Origin of the sequence: Marinobacter sp., assembly GCF_041690455.1 — a bacterium.
Taxonomy (GTDB): domain Bacteria; phylum Pseudomonadota; class Gammaproteobacteria; order Pseudomonadales; family Oleiphilaceae; genus Marinobacter.
Map to the genome: position 1 here is coordinate 14,508 of NZ_JAWLHI010000023.1, position 16,293 is coordinate 30,800.

Below are 16,293 nucleotides of genomic sequence, written 5' to 3' on the forward strand. Positions count from 1 at the left end.
TTCGTTTCCGCTGCTCTAAATCGGGCTCAGAACCGGTAGCCCACGCCCAATGTGAATACCACCGGATCGATCTCCATCTCAACCGTTTCGTCAATCGCCCCGGAGAACTTGGCATCTGTGTCCAGCAGGGTGTAGCGAACGTCGAAATTGACCAACACCGGCACACCGAAATCCAGCTCAACCCCCGCCAGCACCGTGGGATCGAAGGTGCTGTCCAGATTGACATCAAGCCCGGACAGCCTGGCGTTCTCATCGTAGAACTTGTTGAAGGCAACCCCTCCGCCAAGGTACGGCGTAACCGCCGAGGTATTCTGGAAGAAGAAGTTCATGGTGAGGTAGGTCGGCACATATTTGACGTCCCCGATGTTGCCAATGCCCAGATCCTTCAACCGTTGGTTGCCTTCGAGGTCCGGCGAGTACGGCAACGAGGAACTGATTTCCAGGGCCACAGAGTCCGTGACAAACCACCCCAGGGTACCGCCGAGGGTGACGTCGCTGTCCAACTGCACACCGCTTCGGGATATGGCTGAAAAGCTCTCACTGCCGGTATCCGGGTCCATGGCACTGACGCCGGCCCTGACATAAAAATCACCGGCTCCGGCGTGAACCGGGCCGGCGACTCCCAGCAATGAAACAACAGCAGCACTGGCCAGATTCGCTGCAGAAAATCCCTTCATGATGTTTCCCTCCCAGGAAAGTTTGTTGACGGGATGAGATACCGCTATCTAGAGTTTAGACAAAATCAGCTCCCCGACCATGAAATGGAGTTTGCAAGGCATGCCAAACCTTGAGCCTGCGAAGCTTGGCCTACGTACCCGGATTTTCAAATTACTGTTCGAGTCAGACACCCGCGCGGCCAAGGCTTTTGATATCGCCCTGGTCATACTGATTTTCCTGAGTGTCGGCATTGTCATGCTGGACAGCATCGAAGGCTATCACCAGCGTTACGGAGATCTGTTTTTCTACGCCGAATGGTGCATTACCGTGCTCTTCACCATTGAACTGGCCCTGCGCATATATTCCTTACAGAAGCCCTCGCTCTACCTCAAAAGCTTTTATGGCATCATCGATCTGCTTGCCATCCTGCCAACGTGGCTGACACTGATCGTGCCCGGCACCCACACTCTGATTGTGGTCCGGCTGCTCAGGGCTTTGCGACTGTTCCGGGTGATGGACATGATGATACTGGAGGGAGAAAAGAGGCTCCTGCTGGATGCCATGATCCGAAGCAAACATCAGATTCTGCTGTTCCTGTTCACCGTCCTGATGCTGATAACGATCTTTTCTTCAATCCTTTACCTGATTGAACCCTCCGAAGCGGGGTTCACCAGTATTCCGACGGCGATCTACTGGGGTATTGTCACCCTGACAACCGTCGGCTACGGCGATATCACACCCGTCACCCCTCTTGGGCAGTTCATATCGGTGGCCATCATGCTCATCGGTTACTCGATCATTGCTCTGCCCGTGGGCATCTTCTCGGCGGAGGTGATCCGTGCGCTGCGTGAAGAACGCTATTCCCATGAGGCCTGCCCCGGCTGCGGCAGGGATCACCACGAACGGGATGCTCGCTACTGCAAATTCTGCGGGACCTGGCTTGACGAAGACACGATCGACCCCCGCAAGAAAGCAAAAAGCCCCGAGGCCTGAGGCCCCGGGGCTTTCATGTGCGGGTTCGCCGGACTGAGAGCTTACTGCTCAACAAACGCCCGTTCGATCACGTAATGACCCAAATCCCCGCCCCGGGCCTCGCGGAATCCCATCTTGTCCAGGATCGCGCAGGTGTCCTTGAGCATGCTCGGGCTGCCGCAGATCATGAAACGGTCGGTGTCCGGATTGAAATCCGGAAGCCCCAGATCCCGGGTGATCTTGCCCGATTCCATGGCGTCGGTCAGTCGGCCCTCGTTGCGGAACGGCTCGCGGGTGACCGTCGGGTAGTACAACAAATTGCCCTTGACCATCTCGCCAAAGAATTCATTCTCCGGCAGCTCCTCGATCTCCTTCTGATAGGCCAGTTCGGAGATGTAGCGCACACCGTGGGTGAGGATGACCTTGTCGAACGCCTCGTAGACTTCCGGATCCTTGATGATGCTCATGAACGGCGCCAGACCGGTGCCGGTGCTGATCAGCCAGAGGTTCTTGCCGGGCAACAGGTTATCCAGTACCAGGGTACCGGTGGGTTTCTTGCTGAGCAGGATTTCGTCGCCCGGCTTGATCTGCTGCAGGCGCGAGGTCAGGGGGCCATCCGGTACCTTGATGGAGAAGAATTCCAGCTCTTCCTCGTAATTGGCGCTGGCGATGCTGTAGGCGCGCATCAACGGCTTGCCATCGGTCTCGAGACCGATCATCACAAAATGACCGTTCTTGAACCGGAACCCCGGATCGCGGCTGGTCTTGAAGCTGAACAGGGTGTCGTTCCAGTGATGGACGCTGGTGACTGTTTCTTTCATCAGGTTGCTCATGTAAACCTCGTACCTGCGCTCAAGCAAAAAGCGTGAATCGTCTGAATATCAATTGCCTGAAGTGTAACCCACGTTTAACCTATCGATGAAATGGGATATACCCATAACCTTATTCGACAAAATCGATTTATGGCGCTTCCTTATGAAATTCAGTTTCCGTCAGCTTGAGGTGTTCCTCGCCGCCGCCCACTTCCAGAACATCACCCGGGCCGCTGATTCCCTGGCCATGTCCCAGTCCGCAGCCAGCAGCGCGCTCAAGGAGCTGGAAAGCCAGTTCGATATCCAGCTGTTCGACCGGGTCGGCAAACGCCTTCAGCTCAACGAACTCGGGCGCCTTTACCGGCCCAAGGTGGAATCGGTACTGGCCCAGGCCGGGGAACTGGAGCAGGCCTTCAGCAAACACTCGGAAGTAGGCGCCCTCAAGGTCGGCGCCACATTGACTATCGGTAACTATCTGGCTGTCGGCGTCATGGCCCAATACATGAATACCCCTACCCGGCCCCGGGTCTCCCTGGAGGTTGCCAACACCAGCACCATTGCCCGGCGGGTGAAGGACTTTGAGCTGGACATCGGTCTGATCGAGGGGGAGCTGCAGTCGTCCGAGCTGGAGATGATTCCCTGGCGGGAGGACGAACTGGTGGTGTTCTGCTCCCCGACCCATCCCCTCGCCAGCAAGGGAAAACTGACCGACGACGACCTGCGGGAAGCCACCTGGATCATGCGTGAACAGGGCTCCGGTACCCGCCAGAGCTTCGAACGCGGCATGCACGGCCTGCTGCCGGATCTGAATGTGTTGCTGGAACTGGAGCATACCGAGGCAATCAAGCGGGCGGTGGAAGCGGACCTGGGCATCGGCTGCCTGTCACAGGTGGTCCTGGTCGATGCCTTCCGCCGCGGGAGCCTGGTGCCACTGGAAGTGCCTGAGCACCGGCGCTTTGACCGGCAGTTCTACTTTATTTTGCACAAGCAGAAGTACCGGAGTGCAGGGATTGATGCGTGGATGCAGCTTTGCCGCGAGTTGGAGTAACGATGAAGACGGGGTCAGATGAAAGCGTTCATCAGACCCCATTTTGGGCCGAAGCGCTGAACCAGGGGTCTGAAGAAAGCCTTCTTCTCACCCCATCCTGGACCGATGCTCTGAGCTTGAGGCAACCCTCGAAGCAGATCTAAGACGGGGTCAGATGAAGGCTTTCATCTGACCCCAACTTATTAGCGGGCCCGTGCTAGCCCACCGGCCCACTGTGGAAGCGAAACTCACTATCCGGCGCCTCGATCAGCTCCTTCTCGATCGCCAGAAACTCCCCCACCCGCTCATCCACGGGTCCGCCATTGGCCTGCACCGCCAGCTTCAGGTAATCCTGGTAATGCCGCGCCTCGGATTTCAGCAAACCGTTGTAGAAGTCCGCCAGCTTGTCATCCAGGAACGGCGCCAGGGCGGCAAAACGCTCGCAGGAGCGGGCTTCGATGATCGCGCCGACAATCAGCACATCCACCAGCCGACCGGGATCCTCGGTGCGCACCGCCTGCCGCAACCCGGCGGCATAACGGGCCGGTGTCAGGTGGCCATAGTCCACACCGCGCCTGTTCATGATCGCCAGCACCTGCTCGAAATGGCGCAACTCTTCCCTGGCCAGCCGGGACATCTTGTTCAGCAGGTCGCTGTTGTCCACGTAGCGGTACATAAGGCTGAGCGCCGTGGATGCCGCTTTCTTCTCGCAATGGGCATGGTCGATCAGCAACAGGTCCTGGTTTTCCAGAGCGTTGTCGATCCACTTCTGCGGGGTACGGCACGGGAGGAAATCGTGAATCTCTTGCAGGGCGTCGGTCATATCGGATTTCAGGCTGAAAATTCGGGAGGCGGGAGTATAGCGCACTTAGCAGATTCCTCCGACCTCTGTCCAACTTAACTTTATAAGGGGTTTCCTATAGAATGCAGCGCCAGTTCAGGGAGTCTCTGAATAAATCCTGAAACCCCATCGGTGATTTGAGGTGTTATTCAGAGGCTCCCGTGGCCTTTTCGCCATAAAACTCCCGCCAGGCATGATGCCAGCCGCGGGACATTCCAACTGATGAGGGTCCATATCGTGTTAGAAGCCTATCGTGAACACGTTGCCGAACGTGAAGCCCTGGGTATCCCGCCCAAGCCCCTGAACGCCGAGCAGACCGCAGCCCTGGTTGAGCTGCTGAAGAACCCGCCGGCGGGTGAAGAGGAAACCCTGGTATACCTCCTGGAAAACCGCATTCCGCCGGGTGTGGACGAAGCCGCTTACGTGAAAGCCGCCTTCCTGTCTGCCATCGCCAAGGGTGAAGCCACTTCCCCGCTGATCAGCAAGGAATACGCTGTAAAGCTGCTGGGCATGATGCAGGGTGGCTACAACATCGAGACTCTGGTTGAGCTGCTGGACGACGGCGAACTGGCCGAACTGGCTGGTGAGCAGCTGAAGAAAACCTTGCTGATGTTCGACGCCTTCAACGACGTGAAGGAAAAGATGGACGCCGGCAACGCCGTCGCCAAGGCTGTTGTTGAATCCTGGGCCAATGCCGAGTGGTTCACCAACAAGAAGAAGGTTCCCGAGAGCACCAAGATGGTTGTGTTCAAGGTAACCGGCGAAACCAACACCGATGACCTGTCCCCGGCTCCGGATGCCTGGTCCCGCCCGGACATCCCGCTGCACGCCCGCGCTGCCTACAAGATGGAACGTGACGGCCTGAAGCCGGAAGAGCCCGGCGTTACCGGCCCGATGAGCCAGATCGACGAAATCAAATCCAAGGGCCTGCCGGTTGCCTTCGTAGGTGACGTGGTCGGTACCGGTTCTTCCCGTAAGTCTGCCACCAACTCTGTTCTGTGGTTCTTCGGTGAGGACATCCCGGGCGTGCCGAACAAGCGTGCCGGCGGTGTCTGTATCGGCAGCAAGGTCGCCCCGATCTTCTTCAACACCATGGAAGATGCCGGTGCTCTGGTCTTCGAAGCCCCGGTCGACGACATGAACATGGGCGACGTGATCGAAATTCGCCCTTACGAAGGCAAGATCCTGAACGAAGCCGGCGAGACCATCTCCGAGTTCAAGTTCAAGTCTGACGTAATCCTGGACGAAGTACAGGCCGGCGGTCGTATCCCGCTGATCATCGGTCGTGGCCTGACCAACAAGGCTCGCCAGGCCCTGGGCATGGGTGCTACTGACATCTTCCGTCTGCCGAAGGATCCGGAAGCCGGCACCAAAGGCTTCACCCTGGCCCAGAAGATGGTCGGCAAGGCCTGTGGCCTCGAAGAAGGCAAAGGCGTTCGTCCGAACACCTACTGCGAGCCGCACATGACCACCGTCGGCTCCCAGGACACCACTGGCCCGATGACCCGTGACGAGCTGAAAGACCTGGCCTGTCTGGGCTTCCAGGCCGATCTGGTCATGCAGTCCTTCTGTCACACTGCTGCGTATCCGAAGCCGGTTGACGTTGAGATGCAGCACACCATGCCGGACTTCATCCGCACCCGTGGCGGTGTGTCCCTGCGTCCGGGCGACGGTATCATCCACTCCTGGCTGAACCGCATGCTGCTGCCGGACACCGTCGGTACCGGTGGTGACTCCCACACCCGTTTCCCGATGGGCATCTCCTTCCCGGCCGGCTCCGGTCTGGTTGCGTTTGCTGCCGCTACCGGCGTAATGCCGCTGGATATGCCAGAGTCTGTTCTGGTTCGCTTCAAGGGCGAAATGCAGCCGGGCATCACCCTGCGTGACCTGGTACACGCCATCCCGCTGTACGGCATCAAGCAGGGCATGCTGACCGTTGAGAAGAAGGGCAAGATCAACGAATTCTCCGGTCGCATCCTGGAAATCGAAGGTCTGGAGCACCTGACCGTCGAGCAGGCGTTCGAACTGTCAGACGCCTCCGCCGAGCGTTCCGCTGCCGGTTGTACCATCAACCTGTCCGAAGAGTCCGTGGCCGAGTACCTGCGTTCCAACATCACCATGCTGCGCTGGATGATTGCCGAAGGTTACGGCGATCCGCGCACCCTGGAGCGTCGCGCCCAGCAGATGGAGGAGTGGCTGAAGGATCCGAAGCTGATGCGTGCCGACAAGGACGCAGAATACTCTCACGTGATCGAGATCGATCTGGCCGACATCAAGGAGCCGATCGTTTGCTGCCCGAACGACCCGGACGACGCCAAGTTCCTGTCCGAAGTTGCTGGCGACAAGGTGGACGAAGTGTTCATCGGTTCCTGCATGACCAACATCGGTCACTTCCGTGCCGCTGGTAAGCTGCTGGAGCAACACAAGGGCGCCCTGAGCACCCGCCTGTGGATGTCTCCGCCGACCAAGATGGACCAGCAGCAGCTGATGGAAGAAGGCTACTTCAACACCTACGGCACCGCCGGTGTTCGCACCGAGATGCCGGGCTGCTCCCTGTGCATGGGTAACCAGGCACGTGTGGCTCCGAAGTCGACTGTTCTGTCCACCTCCACCCGTAACTTCCCGAACCGTCTGGGTGATGGTGCCAACGTGTACCTGACCTCTGCGGAACTGGCAGCTGTGGGCGCGGTACTGGGCAAACTCCCGACTCCGCAGGAGTACATGGAGTACGCCAAGGACCTGAACAGCATGTCGAAAGAGATCTACCGTTATCTCAACTTCGACCAGATGGAGGAGTACACCAAGAAAGCGTCCGAGGCCAACGTTGCCTAAGTCGTTTTTAGAGTAACCTCCAGAAAAACGCCAGCCTCCGGGCTGGCGTTTTTTTATGCTCCCCTTTCAGCCGGCCCGGTCAGTAGAAGATCAGCCGGATCAGGATCGCGGCCACCATGACCAGCGTCAGCCATTTCACCCATCGGGCCCCCTGGCTGCTCACGTTGACCTTAACCGCGAGGAAGGCACCAACGATATTACCCAGCGCCAGGGTCAGCCCCATCCCCCACCGCACCTGATCGTTGAACGCAAAGATCAGCAAAGCCGGAACGGTATAGAGCAGGATGATCGACACCTTGAACACATTCACCTGGGGCAGGTCGATTTTCAGAATCCGGTACAGCACCACCAGGAACAGCGCCCCGACCCCGACCTGGATAAAGCCGCCGTACATGCCGATCAGGAACATGGCAAAGAAAATGACTGGTCCGAGGCGGTCCGTGGTCAGCGGGCGGGTATCCAGCCTGGGTTGTGGCAACAGCATGAACACCGATACGCCGATCATGGCCAGCACCAGCACCAGCTCGAAGATGGCATCCGATACCCGGGTCGCCATCCAGGCCCCCAGCAGCGAACCGATGACCGCCGGCACTGCCAGGTAAAGGCTGACCTTCAGGTTGCCATGCCCCATACGGCGAAAGCCGCTGACGGCGGTGACACTCTGCAGGGTAATTGCCACCCGGTTGGTGCCATTGGCGACCTGGGGCGGCAGCCCCAGAAACATCATCAAAGGCAGGGTCAGCATAGAACCGCCGGCGGACAGCACATTGATAAAGCCCGCGACACCACCGATGCACAGCAGAGCCAGCACTTCCACAATGGTCATGGGCGCAGCTCCATCATGCTTTCGCCGGGGCTGTCACGATTCCCCGGCCGTGGCGGCTGCTCCGGATAAAGACCAGTACGAAAATGACCAGCCCGGCGGCATCCAGCATCACCTGACCGTGGGGCCAGAGCATCAGCGCGCCAATCGGGAACATCACCAGCCGGACAACCGGATGCAATGGATGCTCCAGATAGCCTTCCAACCCGGCGATGATGGCGTAGACACCGAACAACGCGAAGCAGAACACCCGGAGCATCTCGGTGATGTCCCCGGTGATCAGCGGCGAGTAGGCAAACAACAAAGGTACGATATACAGGCCCTTTGCCAGCTTCCAGGCGGTGAATCCCGTACGCATCTGGGGCGTGCCGGCGATAGCCGCGGCGGCAAAGGCGGTCAGGCAGACCGGCGGGGTTACGTTGGAATCCTGGGACAGCCAGAAAATGATCATATGGGCCGCCACCAGCGCCATGGACAGGGTTGCCGGTGACAGCGCCTGGTCCAGCAACTGGCTGCTGAAGGTATCCGGAACCACTGCCAGCAGTTCCATGGCGATTGCCCGATCCATCGGCGCATTGAGCAGATCCATCTTGTCCGGCGCCGCCAGCATGAAAACCGCCTTCGCCTGCTCGGGCAGGTTGCCAGCCATAATCATCTCGAGCAACTGGCTCTGGGCAATCAGTTGGTAGATGGCCGGGGCCGACAACGTCGCCAGTACGATATAGGCGGCGGTGACCGGTAACCCCGTACCCAGAATCAGCGAGGCCAGAGCGACCAGAATAATGGTCACCAGCAGGCTGCCACCGGCCCAGTCGGTAATCATCAGCGAGAAGGTATTGCCGATGCCAGTGGTGGAGACCACCATCACGATCAGACCAACGGTAATCAGCAGGATCGCCGTGGTCATGATATTGCGCGTTCCCATGGCCAGGGCATCAAGAATATCCCGGAAGCCCATGGGGTGTTTCGATAACCACGAGGCCACAATCACCGAAAGAATGGCGATACCCGCCGCATAGGTCGGGGTGAAGCCATAAATCAGTGCTGCCACCAGAACCACCAGCGGCAACAGGAAGTGCCAGCCGTCCTTGAGCACCTCGGCCAGCCGGGGCGCCTGATCATCCTCCAGCTTGACGGCATGGCTGCGCTTGGCCTCGATGCGTACAAACATCGCGACAGACAGGAAATACAGCAGTGCCGGCAATGCCGCCACGCCGATAATCGTCAGGTAGGACACCTGGGTGTACGACGCCATGATAAAGGCACCGGCCCCCATGACCGGCGGCATGAGTTGCCCCCCGGTGGATGCAGCAGCCTCGACCCCCGCCGCGAACCGGGCCGGAAAGCCGGCTTTGCGCATCAAGGGAATCGTGATAACCCCGGTGGAAACGGTATTGGCCACACTGGAACCGGAAACCGAACCCATCAGACCGGAAGAGAACACCGCCACAAACCCCGGCCCGCCAACAAAGCGCCCGGCGGCACAGCGGGCCAGTTCGATGATGAAATCCCCTGCCCCGGACTTCACCAGGAACGCCCCGAACAGGATGAACATGAACACGTAGGTCCAGGAGATGCGTGCGATGGAGCCCAGCATACCCTGGCCCCCGATGTAGGAGCGGAACAGCACCGTCTCCCAGCTCAGGCCCGGGAAATTGAAGATGCCGTCAACGTACTGGCCCCACCAGGCCACGTAGGTCAGCGCGACCATGCAGAGTACGGGAATGAACCAACCGACAGTCCGCCGGGCAAATTCCAGTACCAGGATCACGGCCGTAATCGACACCAGCCAATCCGTGGTATTGAAATTGACACCCCGCTGGTAGAGCGCGGTCTCGAAAACGATCAGGTAAAACGCACAGGCCAGCGCCAGCAGGCCCAGGACGACATCCATCCCCAGCACAAATTTTTGCCCGGCGGTGGTCCGGGCCCTGAACATCGGCGTGGTCAGGGTACAGATCAGCCCGAACAACCCGAAGTGCAGAGCCGAGGTCCACAGCTCGGACAATGTGGAGATGGTGTTGAAGTACAGGTGTGTCAGTGAGGTCAGTATGGCGAGACCGAAGATCACCGGCCCCAGGAGCCGGTGATCGAGGCGTTCGCTGGCCCCACTGACACTCTCATCCCGGATCCCTTCGGGGGATCCGTCCTTTTCCGTTTCCGCCACCGTTATTTCGCGATCAGCCGGTCAGGAATGGTCAGCCCCTGCTCCTGGTAGAAACGGGCCGCGCCCGGATGCAGCGGCATCGGCAAGCCGGCAATCGCCTTTTCCAGGGCCATGGCCTTGGTTGCCGGATGGATGTTGTTCAGGAACGGCAGGTTGGCATAGATGGTCTTGGTGATCTCGTACACATCTTCCTCCGACACATCGGCCCTCACGGCCAGAATGTTCGGCTGGGCAATGGTGTTGATGTCCTCTTCCTGATTCGGATAGGTCCCGGCCGGGATGTTATAGGGTGTCCACAGCTCAAAGTCGCTGTTCACTTCGGCCAGCTGCTCTTCGGTGAAATGCAGGGTGGTGATGTCCTCACCCATGTTGGCATAGGCACGGGTGACCGCCGAAGCCGGCACGCCGGCAGGGATATTCATACCGTCGATGTTGCCGTTCTGCAGGGCATCGGCACTCGGGCCATAGCCCAGATAGGCCATGTCCATCTGCTCAAGGTCGATTCCGAGATTGCCAAGGATGAAACGCCCCGAACCTTCGGTGCCGGAGTTGCGGGCGCCGATAGAGAAGGTCTCGCCATACAGGTTGGTCATGTCCTCGATGGTGCCGGTCTCGGCCAGCTCCTTGCTGATGACAAAGTGCTCCACGTTCTGCCACAGCATGGAAACCGAACGCAGGTTCTTGTAGGCCTTGGGTACCGGGCCGGTACCGTTCCAGGCATAGGCTCCGTAAAGACCCTGGAGAATACCGAACTGGATCTGGTCTTCATCCATCAGCTTCAGGTTCTCACCGGACCCCGCGGAGCTGATGGCAGAGACTGAAATACCGGTTGTCGGCTCAAGCTTGACCTTGATCAGCGTGGAAATGGCGACACCCACCGGGTAATAGGTACCCCCGGTCGTGGCCGTTCCCATGACATAGTTTCCTTCCGCCTGTGCCGTGAGCGGAGACAGGGAAACCGCCGCGGCAGCGGCCAGCCCCATGGCGGATTTCAGGAAAGTTCGCTTGTTCATAACCCGCTGCCCCTTTTCTTTATTTTTACTGGTTTGGTGGACTTTAACCTTCTCAACATAGTCGCTGGATCCGCCCGTTTCCACCCGGAAGGTAAACATAACTTTCTGTTACGGAACAAAAAAGCCCCCGACACAAGTGCCGGGGGCTTTTCTTATCCGGGATCATCTCCCGGCCACAGTTACTGCCTTACGGCAGGTTGTGGTACCGCGCCTTGATGGCCTTGTCGAAGCCGGCCAGGATATCGGCATGCGGCTTATCGCCGACCTTGGATACGACGACGATGGCGATGGTGGCGAAGATGAAGCCCGGAATGATCTCGTACAGATCAAGGATACCACCGGACATGTTGCCCCAGATTACAACGGTCACACCACCGACGATGATACCGGCAATGGCGCCTGCCCTGGTCATTTCACGCCAGAACAGAGACAGGATCAGAGCCGGACCAAAGGCGGCACCGAAGCCTGCCCAGGCGTAGGACACCAGTTCCAGAACCTTGCTGTCCGGGTTCAGCCCCAGGATACAGGCGATGATCGCGATGCCAACAACGGCAAAGCGGCCAACCCACACCAGCTCGGCCTGGGAAGCGTCCTTCCGGAAAAGTGCCTTGTAGAAGTCCTCGGCCAGTGCAGAGGAAGACACCAGCAACTGGGAATCCGCGGTACTCATGATGGCGGCCAGGATGGCAGCCAACAGGATACCGGCAATTACCGGATGGAACAGGGCGTCAACCAGCAGCATGAAGGCGCGCTCACCGTCTTCCAGCGGGGTGTCGAAATAGCCGATGGCGGCAAAACCGACCAGCAGCGCACCCAGCAGACCCAGACCACTCCAGATCACGGCAATGCGGCGGGCAGTCGGAACGTCGTCTTCGCTACGGATGGCCTTGAAACGGGCCAGAATGTGCGGCTGACCAAAGTAACCCAGACCCCAGCCCAGCAGGGACAGGATCGCCAGGATACCCAGGGATTCACCGTCCGTGCCGGTAAAGGCATTCATCAGTTCCGGGTTCTTGGCTTCCATGGCACTCATGGTTTCACCCCAGCCACCGGCCAGGTTCATGGCCATGATGGGTACCAGCAGCAGAGCCGCAAACATCAGCAGGCCTTGCACCACGTCAGTCCAGGAAACCGCCAGGAAACCACCGAAGAAGGTGTAGGAAACCACCGCGATGGTACCGACCACTACGGCGACGGTGTAATCCAGGCCGAACACGGTTTCAAACAACTTGCCGCCTGCAACCAGACCGGAGCTGGTGTAGAACAGGAAGAACAGCAGGATGAAGAAGGCACAGACCACCCGGAGGATCCGGGTGGTATCGTTAAACCGGTTCTCGAAGAATGACGGCAGCGTGAGCGAGTCACCGGCAGAGAGTGAGTAGGTGCGCAGGCGGCTGGCAACGAACAGCCAGTTCAGCCAGGTACCGACCAGCAGGCCGACGGCAATCCAGATGGCCTCGAAACCGGCGGCATAGGCATAACCGGGAAGACCCAGCAGCAACCAGCCACTCATATCGGAGGCGCCAGCACTCAGTGCAGAAGGCAGCGGACCGAGGGAACGGCCGCCGAGAATGTAATCAGAGAGGTTGGAAGTACGTTTCCAGGCCACATAACCGATGCCCAGCATCAGTAGGATGTAGGCGATAAAGGTTATCGTGACCCCTACGTTGTTTCCTATCATTTCGGTTTTCTCCCCGTGCGCTTTTTGGGTTGCTTGTTGTTGACTTGCAACGGCTCTCCTTCTGCACCCTGAGCCCAGGATGAGAGGGACAACCCTGATCCGGGCACGTCACCGCCCGAATTCAGTGAGACTTCCATGTCTTCTGTTCTTTTTGATCCTTAAACCTTTTCAATACCCAGCGACAGCAACGAGGCATTGCCCCCGACTGCCGTGGTATTGACCGTCCTTGTGCGCTCTGTTGAAAAGCGCTGCAGGTAATGGGGCCCCCCCGCCTTGGGCCCGGTACCCGAAAGGCCCCGGCCGCCGAAGGGCTGAACCCCCACCACTGCTCCGATCTGATTGCGGTTGACGTAGGTATTGCCCACTTTCACCCGCTGTTCGATATACGACGCGGTGGACTCGCTCCGGCTGTGAATGCCCAGCGTCAGTCCGTACCCGCTACCGTTGATTTCGTCGATGACCTCATCCAGCCGCTCGGCATCGTAACGAACTACATGAAGAATTGGCCCAAAGTGCTCATCTTTCAGATCTTTTATGCTTTCGATCCCATAGGCGGACGGGGCAACGAAGTGGCCCGACTCACAGGTCAACGGCATCGGCGTCCTGGCAATCAGCCGTGCGTTCCGGTCCAGTTCTTCAAGATGTGCCTGGAGCGCCTCCTTCGCTGCCGCATCAATTACAGGGCCAACATCGGTGCGGTGCAGCTCCGGATTACCAACGGATAACTGCTGCATGGCACCGGCGAGCATCGTCTCCATACGATCCGCCACATCGTTCTGGAGATACAGCACCCGCAGTGCCGAGCAGCGCTGCCCGGCACTGGCAAAAGCAGACTGCAACACATCCCGTACCACCTGCTCGGGAAGCGCGCTGCTGTCCACGATCATGGCGTTCTGCCCCCCGGTCTCGGCAATCAGGGGCACGATTGCCCCATCCCGACCGGCCAGCGTCCGGTTCAGCAGATGGGCAACCTGTGTAGATCCGGTGAAGGCGATGCCGGCAATCCTGGGGTCCGGGGTCAGTATGCCGCCAAGTTCTTCGCCATCACCGGGTAACAGTTGAATCACATCCGGCGGGAACCCCGCCTCAAGCATCAGCTCTATTGCCCGGTAGGCAACGAGGCTGGCCTGCTCCGCCGGCTTGGCAATCACGGTATTGCCGGCCACCAGGGCCGCCATGATCTGGCCGGTGAAGATGGCCAGCGGAAAATTCCATGGGCTGATGCACAGGAAGACGCCGCGGCCTTCCATATACAGTTCATTGCTCTCACCGGTTGGGCCCGGCAGAGCAATCGGGCTGCCAAAACGGGCACGACCCTGAATCGCGTAGTAGCGGCAGAAATCCACCGCCTCGCGGACCTCGTCGATACCGTCCTGGATGGTCTTGCCCGCCTCGCGACAGCAGATCGCCATCAGTTCTTCCATGTTCTGCTCGAGCAGATCCGCATACCGTTCCAGATACCGGGCGCGCTCGGCCACCGGCCGCTCGTTCCACGCCCGGAAACCCGCATCAGCCGAGGCCAATGCCTCTTCGGCCTGATCCCTGCCTGCCCATACCACGGTTCCCGGGCTTTTTGATACATCGTAGGGGGAGCACACTTCTTTGCGCTGCCCTTCAAGCACCCGGGTGCCCCGGATTACCGGGCCGGCATGCCAACTGGTACTGGCCCACTGTCCCAGGCGACTGAGCAGCGGCTCCAGATGCGCCTCCACATGGGTATTCGGGCCACGGGAATTGGTCCGCTCGCCGCCATAGATGCGTTCGGGTAGCGAAATCCGGTCATTGGCCAGTGCCCGGTATTTCTGCAGCTCCCGGACCGGATTCAGGACCAGGTCTTCCACCGGCGTCTCGGCATCCACCAACCGGTGGACGAAAGACGAGTTGGCGCCATTCTCGAGAAGCCGTCGCACCAGGTAGGGCAACAGGTCCTTGTGGGCACCGACCGGGGCATAGATCCGGACCGGAATGTCGTGTTCCCGCAGGATACTGTTATACAGGGCATCACCCATGCCGTGCAGGCGCTGAAACTCGAACTCCCGGCCCTTGTTGCGGGCCATGGCCAGGGCCGAGGCCACGGTATGGGCATTGTGGCTCGCCAATTGTGGGTACAGTGCCCCACGGGTGTAGTCACTGAGCAGGTAACGCAGACAGGCCAGGTAGGAGGTATCCGTCGCTTCTTTCCGGGTAAAGACCGGGTAACCTTCCAGCCCCAACTGCTGGCAGATCTTGATCTCGGTATCCCAGTACGCCCCCTTGACGAGGCGAATGGGAATTTCGTCGCCCTGCTCCCTGGCCAGCTTCGTCAGCCAGCACAGCGCCGGCAAGGCACGCTTGGAATAGGCCTGGATCACCATACCGAAGCCGCTCCAGCCCTTGACGGTTTCCGAGCTGTAGACCTTCTCGAAAAGCTTCAGGGACAACTCCAGCCGGTCCATTTCCTCGGCATCGATGGTAATGGCCACGTTGTTCCGACGGGCGACCGCGATCAGGTCACAGACTGTCTCGTAAAGCTCCTCCATCACCCGGTGTTCCTGCGCCACTTCGTAGCGGGGATGCAGGGCGGAGAGCTTGATCGAGATGGACGGGCGCGGGGCTCCGTTGCCGGGATAGCTGTCGTTACCGACGGCTTCAATCGCGCCGAGATAGTCCTTCAGGTAGCGCCCGGCATCTTCTTCGGTCAGCGCTGCTTCACCGAGCATGTCAAAGGAGTAGGTGTATCCCAGCTGCCGGTATTCACGGGCGTTCTTCAATGCCTCATCGATATCACGGCCAAGCACGAACTGCTTACCCATGATCGCCATGGCCTTGTACATGGCACTACGGATGACCGGTTCGCCACTGCGCTTGACCAGTCGCTTCCAGATATTGGAGGGCAAGCCGTCCAGGCGCTTGTCCATTCTGACCACGCGGCCGGTCAACAACAGCCCCCAGGTGGAAGCGTTTACCAGCGTGGATTCACTGCGGCCCACATACCGGTTCCAGTCCGCAACGGACATCTTGTCTTCAATAAGCGCATCGGCCGTATGCTTGTCGGGGATGCGCATCAGCGCCTCGGCCAGGCACATCAGCAGAATGCCCTCTTCGGTGTCGAGGCTGTATTGCTGGAGCAGTGCATCGACCATGTGGACCGCGTCATCCTGCTCCCGGACTTTCCGGATCAGATCGGTTGCGGTGGCGGTCACTGCCCGGTGTTCGGCGGTATCGCTCTGGGCAAGGGGAATCAGCTCATTCAGGTAGGCGGACTCATCAACGGCATAGTTGGCGGTCAGAGCGTGCCAGAAAAACGATCTCGGCTGCTCCTGATAAACCGGTTCTAATACCCTGCTCGCTTGAAACATCTAAGCGCCCCTGAAAGAAACCGGTATGCGTACCGGTCGACCATTTATCCTTGTTATAGAGAAGCCGCTACGTCCTGACGGCAGTTCATTGAGGGTATAAGTTAGTATTACTACGGATCCACGGCTTACA

The 16,293-nt window shown here is 59.1% G+C and carries 11 protein-coding genes; 3 read left to right on the forward strand and 8 right to left on the reverse strand.

Annotated features, from left to right (window positions below):
- Window positions 1-26: 26 nt before the first annotated feature.
- Window positions 27-677, reverse strand: a complete 651-nt coding sequence (locus ACESMW_RS07385) for an OmpW/AlkL family protein (protein WP_372986409.1) — start codon at window positions 675-677, stop codon at window positions 27-29.
- 100 nt (window positions 678-777) lie between these two features.
- On the opposite strand from ACESMW_RS07385, the gene ACESMW_RS07390 reads away from it, so the two are divergent.
- Entirely contained in the window at window positions 778-1,650 is an 873-nt protein-coding gene (locus tag ACESMW_RS07390) for an ion transporter (RefSeq protein WP_372986410.1), read from the forward strand.
- Window positions 1,651-1,691: 41 nt separating this feature from the next.
- On the opposite strand, the gene ACESMW_RS07395 is transcribed toward ACESMW_RS07390, so the two are convergent.
- Window positions 1,692-2,462 (reverse strand): ferredoxin--NADP reductase, encoded by a 771-nt coding sequence (locus ACESMW_RS07395; protein WP_372986411.1) that lies wholly within the window; start codon window positions 2,460-2,462, stop codon window positions 1,692-1,694.
- Between the two features lie 142 nt (window positions 2,463-2,604).
- On the opposite strand from ACESMW_RS07395, the gene ACESMW_RS07400 reads away from it, so the two are divergent.
- Complete coding sequence (locus ACESMW_RS07400; RefSeq protein WP_343810422.1) at window positions 2,605-3,489, forward strand: LysR family transcriptional regulator; 885 nt, start codon at window positions 2,605-2,607, stop codon at window positions 3,487-3,489.
- Between the two features lie 196 nt (window positions 3,490-3,685).
- Here the strand turns inward: ACESMW_RS07400 and ACESMW_RS07405 are convergent, their stop codons facing one another.
- Entirely contained in the window at window positions 3,686-4,291 is a 606-nt protein-coding gene (locus ACESMW_RS07405; RefSeq protein ID WP_372986435.1) for a tRNA-(ms[2]io[6]A)-hydroxylase, read from the reverse strand.
- Between the two features lie 255 nt (window positions 4,292-4,546).
- Between ACESMW_RS07405 and acnB the strand changes: the two genes are divergently transcribed.
- Window positions 4,547-7,141, forward strand: coding sequence for a bifunctional aconitate hydratase 2/2-methylisocitrate dehydratase (acnB, locus tag ACESMW_RS07410; RefSeq protein ID WP_372986436.1), 2,595 nt, complete (start codon window positions 4,547-4,549; stop codon window positions 7,139-7,141).
- A 79-nt stretch (window positions 7,142-7,220) separates the two neighbouring features.
- Here the strand turns inward: acnB and ACESMW_RS07415 are convergent, their stop codons facing one another.
- The 5 genes from ACESMW_RS07415 to putA form a co-directional block, all read right to left on the reverse strand.
- The gene (locus ACESMW_RS07415; RefSeq protein WP_372986412.1) at window positions 7,221-7,967 is read right to left on the reverse strand and encodes a sulfite exporter TauE/SafE family protein; all 747 of its coding nucleotides are present in this window, start codon (window positions 7,965-7,967) and stop codon (window positions 7,221-7,223) included.
- 13 nt (window positions 7,968-7,980) lie between these two features.
- Entirely contained in the window at window positions 7,981-10,131 is a 2,151-nt protein-coding gene (locus ACESMW_RS07420) for a TRAP transporter permease (protein WP_372986413.1), read from the reverse strand.
- A 2-nt stretch (window positions 10,132-10,133) separates the two neighbouring features.
- Complete coding sequence (locus ACESMW_RS07425; protein ID WP_372986414.1) at window positions 10,134-11,144, reverse strand: TAXI family TRAP transporter solute-binding subunit; 1,011 nt, start codon at window positions 11,142-11,144, stop codon at window positions 10,134-10,136.
- Between the two features lie 187 nt (window positions 11,145-11,331).
- Window positions 11,332-12,822 carry a sodium/proline symporter PutP gene (gene putP / locus ACESMW_RS07430; protein WP_372986437.1) on the reverse strand — a complete coding sequence of 497 codons (1,491 nt, stop codon included), beginning with the start codon at window positions 12,820-12,822 and terminating at the stop codon, window positions 11,332-11,334.
- Between the two features lie 161 nt (window positions 12,823-12,983).
- Window positions 12,984-16,163: a bifunctional proline dehydrogenase/L-glutamate gamma-semialdehyde dehydrogenase PutA gene (putA, locus tag ACESMW_RS07435; RefSeq protein ID WP_372986415.1), complete on the reverse strand. Its 3,180-nt coding sequence runs from the start codon at window positions 16,161-16,163 to the stop codon at window positions 12,984-12,986.
- Between the last annotated feature and the right edge of the window lie 130 nt (window positions 16,164-16,293).